This window comes from Neolewinella antarctica (genome assembly GCF_011927835.1).
Taxonomy (GTDB): Bacteria; Bacteroidota; Bacteroidia; order Chitinophagales; family Saprospiraceae; genus Neolewinella; species Neolewinella antarctica.
Map to the genome: position 1 here is coordinate 1086285 of NZ_JAATJH010000002.1, position 12966 is coordinate 1099250.

At 56.9% G+C, this 12966-nt stretch carries 10 protein-coding genes; 3 read left to right on the plus strand and 7 right to left on the minus strand.

Going from position 1 to position 12966, the window contains the following annotated elements:
* Positions 1–66 precede the first annotated feature (66 nt).
* Positions 67–882: a C1 family peptidase gene (locus GGR27_RS09560; protein ID WP_168037189.1), complete on the plus strand. Its 816-nt coding sequence runs from the start codon at positions 67–69 to the stop codon at positions 880–882.
* Here GGR27_RS09560 and GGR27_RS09565 read toward each other — a convergent pair.
* The 6 genes from GGR27_RS09565 to GGR27_RS09590 all read right to left on the minus strand — a co-directional run bounded on the left by GGR27_RS09565 (position 866) and on the right by GGR27_RS09590 (position 7958).
* Entirely contained in the window at positions 866–1255 is a 390-nt protein-coding gene (locus GGR27_RS09565; protein WP_168037190.1) for a hypothetical protein, read from the minus strand. The genes GGR27_RS09560 and GGR27_RS09565 overlap by 17 nt on opposite strands.
* Positions 1255–2193, minus strand: a complete 939-nt coding sequence (queG, locus tag GGR27_RS09570; RefSeq protein ID WP_168037299.1) for a tRNA epoxyqueuosine(34) reductase QueG — start codon at positions 2191–2193, stop codon at positions 1255–1257. The genes GGR27_RS09565 and queG overlap by 1 nt, the downstream gene beginning before the upstream one ends.
* Positions 2194–2359: 166 nt before the next feature.
* A complete protein-coding gene (porK, locus tag GGR27_RS09575; RefSeq protein WP_168037191.1) occupies positions 2360–3586 on the minus strand; it encodes a T9SS ring complex lipoprotein PorK/GldK in 1227 nt (408 codons plus the stop codon).
* A gap of 320 nt (positions 3587–3906) precedes the next feature.
* On the minus strand, positions 3907–4881 hold the full coding sequence (locus GGR27_RS09580; protein ID WP_168037192.1) for a PorP/SprF family type IX secretion system membrane protein: 975 nt from the start codon (positions 4879–4881) through the stop codon (positions 3907–3909).
* 23 nt (positions 4882–4904) lie between these two features.
* Positions 4905–7022, minus strand: a complete 2118-nt coding sequence (locus GGR27_RS09585) for a thioredoxin domain-containing protein (RefSeq protein WP_168037300.1) — start codon at positions 7020–7022, stop codon at positions 4905–4907.
* A 120-nt stretch (positions 7023–7142) separates the two neighbouring features.
* Positions 7143–7958, minus strand: a complete 816-nt coding sequence (locus tag GGR27_RS09590) for a Cof-type HAD-IIB family hydrolase (RefSeq protein ID WP_168037193.1) — start codon at positions 7956–7958, stop codon at positions 7143–7145.
* A gap of 391 nt (positions 7959–8349) precedes the next feature.
* Between GGR27_RS09590 and GGR27_RS09595 the strand changes: the two genes are divergently transcribed.
* Entirely contained in the window at positions 8350–9417 is a 1068-nt protein-coding gene (locus GGR27_RS09595; protein ID WP_168037194.1) for a hypothetical protein, read from the plus strand.
* 17 nt (positions 9418–9434) lie between these two features.
* On the opposite strand, the gene GGR27_RS09600 is transcribed toward GGR27_RS09595, so the two are convergent.
* Positions 9435–10835: a M28 family metallopeptidase gene (locus GGR27_RS09600; protein WP_168037195.1), complete on the minus strand. Its 1401-nt coding sequence runs from the start codon at positions 10833–10835 to the stop codon at positions 9435–9437.
* Positions 10836–11003: 168 nt separating this feature from the next.
* On the opposite strand from GGR27_RS09600, the gene GGR27_RS09605 reads away from it, so the two are divergent.
* Positions 11004–12791: an ABC transporter substrate-binding protein gene (locus GGR27_RS09605; protein ID WP_168037196.1), complete on the plus strand. Its 1788-nt coding sequence runs from the start codon at positions 11004–11006 to the stop codon at positions 12789–12791.
* Positions 12792–12966: the final 175 nt, after the last annotated feature.

A 12966-nucleotide genomic window follows, 5' to 3' on the forward strand; every position in this document is an offset into this window, starting at 1 on the left:
TACTAGCGCTTTAAATACCGGCGTTAAACTGTGGCCAGTCACCCCCCAACTCATTCCCAAACCCCCATGCGTTTCTCCTTCGCTTTGCTCTTTCTCACTTTTCTCTGCACCTGCGTCCGCGCCCAGACGCCCACGCCCGACAACTACTCCCAGGAAAAGAACTCGGAAAAAATGATGGGCATCACCGACCGACAAACGCTCGACGAGATGATGTTCTACGTGCCCGGCATCGGTAGCTCCGCGCCGACGGACCTGCTACGGCAAAACATTAAAAGCTACATGATGCCCATCCGCAAAGCACCGAACGCGCGTATGGAATGGGCCTACGCGCTCACCTCCGCCCTGGAATATTATTACAACCTCAACAACAACTACAAGGAAAACCTGAGCCCGGACTACCTCGCGATGAGCCTCGCCAACCAGGGCACCCAACCGAACATGGAAGACGGCCTGCGATTTCTCGCGACCCAAGGCACGGTTTCGGCCGGGATTGTTTCCTTCGGCAGCGTCGTTATCCCCGGCGCGGTGTATTCCGTGCCGAAGGTCAAAATCAGCAACTTCGGCTACCGCTTTCAGCGCGATACGAAGGACCGCAACAAAATATTCGAGGTCAAAAAAGCTTTGAGTCGTGGCAATCCGGTGCTCGTCGAACTAGCTACGCCGGCCGGCTTCGACCGGGTGCAGGGCGGCACCTACCTTCCCTCCGGGCCCAACGTCGAAACGCATTTCCTCACCATCACCGGTTACGATAGCGACGCCGAAACCTTTGAACTGCGCGGCAGCTTTGGACGAATGTGGGGTGACGGTGGCTACGTCCGCCTCGGTTTTGCGGACTTCGGAAAGCTCGCTAATCTCGGCTACGTGCTCATTCCGGCTCCCTGAGGGGCAGGAAAATTAACTCCGCGGGGTGCCCCAGGCGCAGTAGTACGCTAGCGACGCTATCGCCCGTCCCTTCGCCGGCCAGCGCCGTATCGTAATAAATGACGTCCACCCCCGGTTGCAATAGCCAGGGAATTCTTGCGGTGAGGGTAGTGGCACTGTCGGTAGAGTCTCCGCTGTACAAAACACGGGCGCCTTCACTAGCTAATTGAGCCCCTAATTTCCGGATGCGGTCATCGACCCACGCGGTTGAATCGGTCAGGATCACGACTTTGAGTTGCCGTGCCTTTTCTTCGGTAGGTCCGTTTGGCGCGCACGCGGGTGCCCAGGCAAGTACGTAAAGAAGCAGGGCGAGTTGAATCGTTTGGCGAGCCATCAACTCGGTGGGTTGAGGAAATCGATGTTGCGCCGCAAACCAACGAATTTCGTCCGCTTGACCGCTGATTTCTGGAACACTTTTCGGAAGACTTCTTCCGTCATTTCTCGCGTTTCCCCGGGCGTCATGGCCGGAAGATCCGGGTGTGGTAAAAAAGCCGGTTCCGCGTGCGGTTTGCTGAAACGGTTCCAGGGGCAGACCTCCTGGCAAATATCGCAGCCGAAGGCCCAGCCTTCCATCCGTCCGCGAAATTCTTCCGGGATGGCCTCCCGCAGCTCAATCGTCAGGTAACTGATGCACTTGCTTCCGTCCAGTAGATATCCCTGCGGGCTGATGGCCTCCGTCGGGCAGGCATCGATGCAGGCCGTGCAGGTGCCGCAATAATCTTTGATTTGCTGATCGGGGGCTACGTCTAAATCGGAGATCAGCTCGGCCAGAAAAAAGTAACTCCCCGCCTTTGGGTTGATGAGCAGGGTATTCTTACCCGTCCAACCCACGCCGGCGCGTTTGGCCCAGTCGCGTTCCATCACCGGCGCGCTGTCTACAAATACGCGGCCATCCAGGGGGGCACCGATTAGTTCTTCGATCCGCCACACCAGCTCTTTTAGCTTGGCCCTGATGACGTGGTGGTAATCCTGCCCGTAAGCGTAGCGGCTGATTTTAGGGCCTTCGCGGCTCGGCGCGTCGTCTTCCGGAAAATAGTTGTACATGAGCGACACGACCGTCTTCGCACCCGGCACCAGCTTAGTTGGGTCGACGCGTTTATCGAAGTGATTTTCCATCCAGCGCATCGTCCCGTGCCGCCCCTGGTTAAGCCAATCTTCAAGCCGCCGCTCCTCTTCCTTCATCCGCTCTGCTTTCGCGACGCCCACGAAAGAGAAGCCTAGCTCAAAAGCTAGGGCTTTGACGTCAGCGGAACGGACGGGCGTACGGTTGATGCGGTGGTAGTTTGGGGTAAAGCTAAGGCGGCCGGCGCGGTTTGCCACACTCGTGAAGAAAACTAAGGCGTCACTAATAAGCCAGTGAATTTCGAAATCCGACCCACAAAAAAAGCGGCAGCCCTTTTGTAAGGACCACCGCCGGTAGGTTGAATCTTGTATCTTACTAGAAGTCGTTGATGGACCGCCCCGTGAAGGAGAGCACGTTCCGGAAGCCAACGTAAGACTTAGTGGTATCCTGGTATTCGAAGTCACGCGTACCACACTGCAAGTAAAAGCTGATGTCTTTCCAGCTGCCCCCGCGAATGACCTTACGCTTCATGCCTTTAGGGTCGTCTTCCAGAGCATTGTAAGTAACGGTAGGGTTGAAGTCGTGTACGAAGCTATTAGCGTTTTCAAAGAAGGCGGATACCGTCCACTCGGCAACGTTACCGGACATATTGTACAGGCCAAAGTCATTCGGGTAATAAGCATCTACCGGAACGGTATAAGCACCGCCATCGTCGGGGTAGTTACCACGGCCGGGCTTGAAGTTAGCGAGCAAGCAACCCTTGCTGTTGCGGACGTAAGGGCCACCCCAGGGATAAGCAGCGTGCTCACGGCCACCACGGGCGGCGTACTCAAATTCGTATTCGGTGGGGAGGCGAAAATCCTCGGTCAGCGCATCGTTATACTTGTTCCAGAGGCTCGTGCGCCAGTGGGAAAAAGCGCGGGCCATGCCCCAGTCGATACCGACGATTGGGTAATTGTCGTAGGCGGGGTGGCTGAAGTAGCTACGCGCCATGGGCTCGTTGTAGCTGTAAGAGAAGTCCCGTACCCAGACGAGCGTATCGGGGTAGATGTTTACTGCGGTGGTGTTGGTGTAGCCACTCATGCCACGGCCACTGTTGCCGTCGGGGCGCGCGCGGGAAGCTGCTTTCCAGTCAACGTCGTTGTAGGAGTATTCGTAAAGATTGACGTTCGCCTGGCGGCGACCGGCGAAAGTCTCTTCCAAGTAAAGGTCAGCGAGTGCTTCGTCTTCGTAATCAATCTCGAGCTCCCAGTCGATGCTGCCGTTCTCGTCAAAGTCACCCAGCATGTCGTGGGCGATAGAGTCACGAATCCAGTGGATAAACTGGCGGTACTCATTGTTGCTGATCTCGGTGTCGTCCATGTAGAACCCGTTGATCGTGATTCGTTTGGGCCGCTGGATGTAAGTACCGGTGATGTCCTGATCAGAGTTGCCTACGTGGGCGGTCCCGGAAGGGACGTACACCATGCCGTAGGGGGAGATGCCTTTCCAGTCGGGGCGATCAGAGACGCCGAGGAGTTCTCCGGTTTCACTGCTTCCACAACTGGAAAAACAGATCGCTAAGAGAGAAAAAGCGAGAAGGGGATGGAAAAATTGCTTCATTAAGGGGCCCGAGTTTTCCTCAAGATTTAAAGTACGATACAAAAGTAGAGAGACTTTGGCTGCGCCATTCAGGATTACCATCGGCCTCATAAGGTCTACACCTTTTCAGCCTGAGTTTCTGCCTTCTGAAACGCCGGCCATTTGTGACTTATTATTAATGGGTTGGCGAGAGAACCAACTTTTAACGTTTTAATCGTGTCCTGCCCGGACTGGTGTCTAGAATACCGCAGTCTTGCTATAATTGTTTAAAGTAGGTTTATCCGTACGAAGGTACGGAACAAGCAGTAAATATGTTTTAAGGTAAGGCCATATTATCACCACTATTCCTTTACCCGTGGGTAGTAAATGATCGGGGGCGGCACCCCGGCACCAATGCGCTTACGGAGATTATATTTAAGCGTGATCTCGTGGCTCCCGTCGTTGACGGTGCGTAATTCAGACAGCGTCAAGTCGTAAGCGTAAGCAACCGTTACCTTATCACTCAGGTTGAACCCGCCCGAAAGGACAATCGCGTCCGGACTGACGCTGCCACCTGAGCGGTACGCAGCCCCCCCAAAGATGTTTTCTTGGTACCGTAAGTTCGCCCCACCACTCACCTGCGTTTGCGTCCCGTCACTAATGACGTAGGCAAAAGGAAGGACTTCCCACGCACGCAGTACGTCGAATCGCGCACGCAAATAGCCGTGGTACTGACGACCGAGCGTGTAGTCTAAGCCCTCAAAACCAATGACGGGTGCGTTCAAATTCTTAACCGACACACCACCCTCCACGGTAGGCCCCTGGTAATACACCCCGGCGCCGATGCCAAGTGCTCCCTGGCTCACGTCACCGGTCGGTAGTAGTGCATCGTTGTGGATGATCGTATTCGGGTCCTCGTAAATACCGTCCGACGTTCTCAGCAGGCTACCGTTCAACCCGAGGCTTTCGTAGCGAGCCGATGCGCCAATGGAAAAGACACTGTTTCCCCGGACGATTTGGTAGTTATAAGAAGCACCGAAAGTCGTGAGGTTTCGTGCGCCGATCTCATCCCGCTCCGCCTCAATTCCAAAACCACTACTCAAGAAATAAATCGGTAAATGCGCGCTGAACCGCTGGCCGGTCGGTGCACCTTCGAGGTTGCTCCACTGGGAGCGATAACTTCCGGTGACGGACAGACTATTGTCCAGGCCAGCGTAGGCGGGGTTGAACTGAACGACGTCCAGCCAGGGCATGCTGTACCGCGACAGTTGCTGGCCACTCAGGCTACTGAGGCCGAGCGTAGTGAGAAGACCGAGAAAAAGTAAACGTTGGCGCATACGTGGTAAAATGCTGGTAGGGTCTACGTTGTTGTGTCCGCTGGTGGGCCGTCCAGCAAAAGCAAGGCTTCGTTTACCGTACTGACCGGTGCCCGACAAGCGCGGTTTTCACAAACGTAAAAACGTAACTCACCGGTAAGGTAACGGTTTCGGAACAAGGGAAGGTCGTCGTTCGCCGTTTCGGTCGCCGCGACCAGTAGGCCGGGTCGGTAGCGCGACAAGAATTGTTTCGCCGCCGCCGCCGCCCCGGGGCCGACGATGACCAACTCCCGGTCCGCCCCGGCGTGGAGCAGCGCCGCATGAACCCAGCCGCCGAAGCTGCTCGGGTAGCGTTCCAGACTACCCGCCATGGCGGCCAGCATGTTTTCGCCGCGTTGTAAGTATTCGGGGTCGTCCATTAATCGGGACAGGCGTAAGAAACCGTGCATCGTTTGGCTGTTGCCGGAGGGGAGGGCGTTGTCGAATAGGTCGACGCTGACGACCGGTAGCTCGCTCGCTCCGGCGGCGCGGAGGTTATACATCGGGCTATCCTCGTTACCGAAATCACGGGCGATTCGATTGAGTAATTCTTTGGCCCCATCACCATTGCTTCTGTCGGAAGACCCGGCTTCTACGACCGCGCCCCCCACTAATTCGGTAGACAAGTGCGGCAGGTCGGAGGTGACGTCGAATAAATCCAACCGCGCCTCGGCCAGGGCCGCGAGGTCATCCAGGAAAGCCGGTGCCCCCAGTTGCCCACCGGTCGAGTTGCGGTGCCAGTCGCCGTTTTGATGCAGTAAGTCAGTTAGTTTAGTATTCAGTTCTTCAGCCAGTTGCAGGTACTGACCATCATTCAGTGCGCGATAGCACCACGTCCAGGCGGAGACGAGGAGGGCATTCCACTGAAGAATGACTTTGTCGTCTTCGCCGGGGTGGATGCGTGTCGTGAAGCGATAGTCGTGCAGCTTTTTACGGGCGGCTTTTAATTTAGCTTCCGCCACGTCGAGGGGCAGGCCGAGTCGGTCCGCCACCACTTTGAGTGAATCGGTGCGGTAGGGGATATTGGTGTGCTCTTCTTCCCAGTTGCCCGCCTCGGTGATGTTGTAAAACTCGGCGATGAGTTTGGCTTGGTCCTCGGGTAGCAAACCTTCGATCTCCTCCAGTTGCCAAACGAAATATTTGCCTTCAATCCCCTCACTATCCGCGTCGAGCGCAGCGCGATAGGCACCGGACGGCAGCAACATTTCCCGTTGCAGCCACGCGGTCGTTTCGGCAATGGCTTTCCGGTAACGCGGGTTAGGTTGCGTCATTTCCAGCTTAGCCAGCAGGCGGAGTAGTAAGGCATTATCGTAGAGCATCTTTTCGAAGTGCGGCACCCGCCAGGCGGCATCGACGGTGTAACGGCTGAAGCCGCCACCCAAATGATCGTAGATGCCACCGTTCAGCATGGCGAGCGCGGACTGGCCGGCGTCGTAGGCGTGGACACCTTCCCCGTGCAGTACGGCATTGGCTACCATAGCTTCCAGCGACTGACTCATCGGGAACTTCGGCGCCCCGCCAAAACCACCGTTGCTGGGGTCGAGGCCATCCTTGAGCTTCCCCATGACCGCGGTACGCCAGGCGGTATGGTCGCTGGCTTCCGGCTCGATGCGCAACATTTTCAGTCCGCCGCCGGCGATGTTCTTAGTAAGACGTTCTGCCTGCTCGGTTACTTCGTCGCGCTTTTCCCGGTAGGAAGAGGAAAGAGACAGTAACACGTCCTTCCAACTCGGGCGATTGTACTTAGCAACGGGTGGGTAGTAGGTGCCAGCGTAGAAAGGGCGCGCATCCGGTAAAAGGAAGGCGTTCAGGGGCCAACCGCCGCTTCCGCTGATGGCCTGGCAGGCTTCCATGTATATCCGGTCGACGTCGGGTCGTTCCTCACGGTCCACTTTGATGCAGACGAAGTACTCGTTCATCAGCGCCGCCGTTGCTTCGTCCTCGAAGCTTTCGCGTTCCATCACGTGGCACCAGTGGCAGGTCGAGTAGCCGATGCTGACGAGAATGGGTTTGTCTTCGCGGACGGCGCGGGCCAGGGCGGCGTCGTTCCAGGCGTGCCAGTGGACGGGGTTGTGGGCGTGCTGGAGAAGGTAGGGGCTGGATTCTTTGCTCAGGTGATTGATGGGCGGGGGCTGGTTTTGGTGGCGATTAGTTTACGCGGACCGTCGTAAAAGGTTTTAGCTGGCGCGGTCGCAGGTGCGGGGTTTTTTTGATTGGCGTGCGGTAGTCACGTAAATAATCAACTATCGGAAGCTAATGAGTCGGTCCAGACCCTCCGCCACCCCATCGTCCTTGTTGCCCGCGACGATGTGATCCGCCACGGCTTTTACTTCCGGACGGGCATTTCCAACGGCTACACCGGTGCCGACGCCCGCCAGCATAGCGATGTCGTTGTAATTATCCCCGAATGCGATGCATTCTTTCAGATTTATGTTCGGGTAGTGGTGGGTAAGCAGCGTAGAGATGCCGGTGAGCTTGCTGATGCTAGCCGCGGCGATTTCCAGGTAGTCGTCTTTCGAGCGGTAAAGGTGTAAACTGCCGGGGTGGCGGGATTTTAGTTCTCTAGTAACTCGGTCGAGGTGGGTGGCCTCCCCCATGCACATGATCTTGTGGGCACCGATGCCGCGCGTGGTCCAGCTGCGGATGGTATCCCCGAGCGCACGTACCGTCGGTTCCGTCCGGGTGTTGTGGGTTTCGCGCTTTGCGTAGTGATCAAGCGAGGGCACGTACCACTCGTCGGCGTGGTAGAGGCTGGTGGAAAAACTTAATTGTTCGTTCAGTTCACGAACGGTCGCGACAGCCCCGATGGGAATGGCTCGGCTAAAGATGGTCTTTCCATCGACGACGACCAGACCACCATTGTAGGCGATCAGGGGCTGGCCGGAAATACCAAGGTCGTCCTGAAGGTGGGTCATCGCCCGCGGCATCCGGGAAGAAATGAGGACGAACGGGATGTCGTGCTTAGTAAGTCGGTCGACCGCCCGGTGGGTGGCGGGGGAGATGCGGCGATCCTTATCGAGCAGGGTACCGTCGATGTCGGAAAAGGCGATTTTGATCATCCGACGAAGGTAGTGAGCGGTGCTAAATGTTAAAGTTTGTCGGGAGCTAAGAAAGCTGGGCTTCACAATCGATTTGGTGGAAAGACGCGGACGGTTCGTACCGAATTGCCGGTCGGGACGGGATTCAGCTAGTTATGTGGCTAATCAGTCAGTTACTGAGTTTTGATTTTGTGTTGACTTTGAAATATCCGGTAAATCCAATTTTTAGTTCGTCAGACAACGCCCCGAAAACACCACTTTTCTTCCCCTCCACCCGTTACTCCAGCAGCGCGAATCGTCGCGCTATTAGCCCTTTTACACCGCACCCGCCCCGATAGCTTTCGGGGCACCGAATCGCGAACACCTACCGCCCTAACTTCAACTTAACACCCCACCACAAAAGCCGGAACCTATGCACCGACTACTATCCACCACCCTGCTGCTACTGCTGCCCCTGTTCGCTACGGCGACCTCCATTTTCGACCAACTGAATCTAGCCGACCCCCACGCCGCGCTGCCCGTCACATTATCCCTGCCCTTCGACAGCATCATCGCCCGGAGTAGCGAAGACCAAAAAGGGGTATTCTCCTTCACGGACGCTACGGGAATCGCGCAAGACTGGTCCGTCAAAATTTCCCTCCGCGGGAAGTTCCGCCGTACCCGCTGTGGGATGCCCCCGCTAAAACTGGACTTCTCCAAAAAAGACCTCCGTATTGCCGGGCTGACGAGCTACGATAAGTACAAACTCGTCGTGCCGTGTTACGAAAGCGCGGAAGCTCAGGAACTGGTCCTCAAAGAATACCTAGCCTACCAAGCTTACGCACTGGTGACGCCAACTAGCTTCCGCACGCAGTTGCTCGAATTAACCATCCGTGACGAAAACGGTGGCTCCGATCGCATCGTGACCGCCTTTCTGATCGAGAACACCGACGAAATGGCCGAAAGAATCGGTGGCGAAGACACCGAAGTTCTCCTCGGTGCCCCCGCCGAGCACTACGCCGCTGAAGCCGAAGCCACCCACGCCCTTTTTCAGTTTCTGATCGGCAACGGTGACTACAGCCTGCTGATGCGCCGGAACGTGAAAATCGTAACGATTGGCGACGAAAAATTACCCGTTGGCTATGACTTCGATTTTGCCGGCTGGGTCGACGCGCACTACGCTTCACCCAACGGAGATGTTGGCCAGACTGACCTCAGCGAAAGAATCTACCTCGGCTACGCCCAGTCGGATGACATTATGGAACGCGCCACGACCAAGTTCCGCGACAAGCGCCGGGAAGTGCTTAAGCTAATCCGCAGCAGCGATCTTTCGTACGAGAGCCGTTTGGAGCTCGATCACTTTGCGACCAGTTTCTTCTCGCAACTCAACCGCCTCAAGAGCGACCGTGACCTGACGCTTTACGATCAATTACGCGGAGAAGTAGCATCCCTCATCCCCATGGGTGAAGACGCGAGTAATTTCCAATCTTTTGGAAAGTAAAACACCGCATTAGAATCCTACAGGCCGCGCGGTATGAGGGTGCTTGGGAAAACGACCAGGCTTTCGTTGCCGTCCGTACCGACCGTAGAAACACCAAAAAAGTAATTATCCACGACCATATTTGTGAACGTGTACTCTAGTTCACCGGCGGGCACGAAACGCTTGTGCTCCCACTGCGGAGCGGTCGTTAGCCGGTAATGGACGTAATAGCCCGCAACGGGCGTGCCAGTCTTTGGCGCGTCCCACTTGAGGCGGGCGCTGGGCTCCACGGTGCCACCGATCATTACCAGCGGCGGCGGTGGTGGGGCAGCGGCCAGCCCGGCGAGGGTAATTGCGTTTACGCCAGTCAACTTGGCGGCGTAGGGGAAGTTGACGTGCTCGAGCCGGTCACCGTACTCGATGCCGTCTTCCGTGCGGAGGTCCTGGTGTTGCTGGTTATAATTTTCGTGGGTTTCCATGATCCGGATACCCGGAAAGCCAGCGTCGTTGAACGGGCGGTGGTGACCGCCACGGCCAAAGCGGTCCAACCGGTAGATCATCATCGGGTTAAGGTTGGTTGCGTACTGCTCGGTCAGCCGGTGCACGTAGCGGGCGAGTTGGCGGCTGGAGCCATCGACCTCGCCACCGAAGAACCGGCGGTAGATGTTGGCGCGCTCGTCGTTGGCGCTGGTGGGAGAGTAGGGCTCGGAAAAAATGCGAAAGGAAGTGTTGTCGGTCACGCCGTCCACGCCGGTGATGTTGCCGATCATGTCATTGTTGAGGACGCCGAGGAGTTCCCATTCTTGTTCCAAAGCGTAGGCCGCGAGGCCTTTGCCGCCGAATAGTCCTTGTTCTTCGCCGCTCAACCCAACGTAAGCGATGGAGCCGGGGAAGCGGTATTTGGTGAGTACGCGGGCGGCCTCGATGGCACCGGCCAGGCCGGTGGCGTTGTCGTTGGCGCCGGGGCTATCGGAGGTGCCGTCGAGCGGGTCCGACACACGGCTGTCGATGTCGCCGCTCATCATGACGATCCGGTCGCGGTCCTGCGTGCCGCGCTGGATGGCGACGACGTTCACGACCCAGGTGTCGTTTTTGATGCGGCTTTCGGGGTCGCCTTCGACGAGGTTGCGCTGGTAGAATACTTCCAGGCAGCCGCCGCAAGCTGCACTGATGCGGGTGAACTCTTCGAAAACCCAGGTACGGGCTGCGCCAATGCCGCGGGTGGTGGAGGTGGTATCACTCAGCGTGTGGCGGGTGCCGAAATTGACGAGCGTGGTGATGTCACGCTCCAGGTTGTCGGCGCTGGCGGCGGCGGCGATGTCGTAGAGGCGCTGATCCGTGGCCGGCGGGGCGGGCTCGGGGGAGGATTGGGCGCGGACGCCGGTGCAGAGGAAGAGCAGTAGGAGCAGGGTAATCAGGCACACCGGGAACTTCAACATGTTGTAACGGTTAAATTGGTTGGGGGAGCGCCGAAGGTACAAAGGTTACTGACTACAGATAACCGAAAGAAGATTCGTGCCTATATTGTTAACAAAGGTTGTAAACATGTGTGTATAGCTTTAATTCTAGGTCACACACCTTGCGCCCGTTTTATTATAATAGCTATTATGAATCACCGCACCCTGCTGCTCGCGCTGTTGCCACTCGTGTTGGCTGCTTGCCAGTCTGACCCCGCACCCGCGTCCGCGCCCTACGACGCTCCACCGGCAAAGTCAGTTGCTTTCCGCAACACGGACAATGTTGTGCGGATCGGGCTTTCGAGCGAGCCCACCAGTCTCAACCCGCTACTGTCGATTGTGACCGTGGCCCGGACGGTGCACGAGATGATGTTTCAAATGCTCAACGCGCAGGACCCGGAAGATTACACCCTCGTGCCCATGCTAGCCAGCCTGCCCGACGTGGTGGAGGAAGCTAACGGGCAAATCGGGTACGCCTACAAAATTAATGACGCGGCCCGCTGGCCCAACGGCTCGCCAGTTACCGCCGCGGACGTCGTGTTCAGTATGAAACTCGTGCTAAATCCACTCCTGGCCAGTGGTGCCTACCGGCCGTACTACGAATTTGTCGAAAACGTCGTGACTAGCCCCAGCGACGAACGCCGGTTCAAAGTGATTACCGATGGACCCTACATGCTCGCCAAGTCCGTGCTCGGTAGTTTAGTCATCTATCCGGAATACGCCTACGACTCAGAAAAGAAACTACGCAAAATTCGCCTGCAGGAGATGGCGACCGATCGGGGCGCCGAAAAGCTAGCTACTGATGACGACGACCTGATTGCCTTCGCCGAAAAATTCAACGCCCTCGCCGCCGGCCGCACGGGCGATGATTTAGTCGGCAGTGGCCCCTACGCCCTCACGAAGTGGACGCCGAGCGAAGAGATCGTTCTGAACAAACGGGATAATTACTGGGCGGACGACGCCAGTGAAGAATGGTTACGCGCCGAACCCGATCAGCTCGTATTTAAAATCATTCCCGACCCCAGCACGATGGCTACCGCGCTGCGCGATGAACTCGTTGACGTTGCCGTCAATCTACCGATCGAGCGCTTCCGGGAGTTGCGCAAGGAACCTTACCTGCTGGACCGTTATAATTTTGAGACCGTAGCGAGTTTCACGTATTTCGGGTTGCTGTTTAACCAGCAAGATCCCCTTTTTAAAGACGCCGCTACCCGCAGGGCGGTCACTAAGTTGGTCGACGTCGATCAGCTCATCGAGCAACTCTACCCGGGTGAATTGGCAACCCGGATCGTCGGCCCCGTTCTGCCCGCCAAAAGCTACTACAACGAAGATTTAAAGATGATCGATTACGATCCGACTGCCGCCCGCGCGGACCTGGAGGCTGCCGGGTGGACGGACAGTAACGGAAATGGGATCGTCGATCAAATGATTGACGGCGAGCTACGCGAACTATCCTTCGAGTTCCTCATTTTTCCCAGTTCGGTTAGTGAAGCCATCGCGACCTTGGTAAAAGAGTGGGCGCGGCAGGGCGGCGTCGACGTGCGGCCCGTGACAAAAGACTCGCGCGCGCTGTTCGATGAGCTGGATAAAGGTAACTTCAAAATGGCCATCGTCGGTCAGGGCTTCAACGCTGACCCGGACGAGTTCACACAAGTCTGGGCTTCCAGCTCGGTGCCCCCGAACGGGACGAACCGGGGTGGTTTTGCCGTGCGGGAGGCAGACGAGCTGATCCGCGAATTGCGCGTCACGATCGACCAGGAGGAGCGCGCGCCGCTCTACCGGCGCTTTCAGGAGATTATCTACGCCAATCAACCGATGGTGTTCCTATTTTCTCCGAAAGATCGGGTGGTGGTCAGCCGCCGGTTTCGTTACCAGATTCGGTCGATGACGCCGAACGTCGGGTTTAACGGGCTGCTGCGGGAAGGGTGGAATGAGTAAACTTGCCGGGGTTGAACGCATTACTGCGGTCATCCAAAGTCCCGAAATGTGCTGAGGTAATCGATCACTTTTCTGGGTTCAAGTGATCTCCTCCGTTGGTTGGGAGGTGTACTGATCCGCCCGTGTACCATTCTACTTACTGATTAATGACCACACGTCGGTGAACACAACAGTG